Source organism: Isoptericola croceus (assembly GCF_029382255.1).
GTDB classification, from domain to species: domain Bacteria; phylum Actinomycetota; class Actinomycetes; order Actinomycetales; family Cellulomonadaceae; genus Isoptericola; species Isoptericola croceus.
The window spans coordinates 1-258 of sequence record NZ_JARLLG010000455.1 but is presented as its reverse complement, the minus strand read 5'-3'; the positions used below and the strand labels follow the sequence as shown (position 1 = coordinate 258).

The 258-nt window shown below is 47.7% G+C and carries 1 protein-coding gene; it reads right to left on the bottom strand.

What is annotated here, in order from left to right; all coding sequences use genetic code 11:
- The coding region (locus tag PZC42_RS23435; protein ID WP_368860298.1) for a hypothetical protein at nucleotides 1–170 on the bottom strand (170 nt) is incomplete at its 3' end.
- Nucleotides 171–258 lie beyond the last annotated feature (88 nt).

The following is a 258-nucleotide window of genomic DNA, read 5'->3' as shown; positions in this document are numbered from 1 at the left end:
CCGGTTTCAGAAAAGAAAGTGTTGAAGCTGTCATCTCCTCCTCCAACGGACTTGTCTGAGGGCATCTGGCCATCGGGCTGGATTCCGTGCTCCAAGCAGTAAAGCTCCCAACAAGCATTACCGATCTGGACTCCAGCTTGCCCAACATGGATAGAGATACACTCACGCATGATTAGATTTGAGTATAGACTTTAGAAAATTGACTGATAATGAGAAGTGGCTTGCACAGAGAACCGCTACAGTGAACAGGCGATGAAG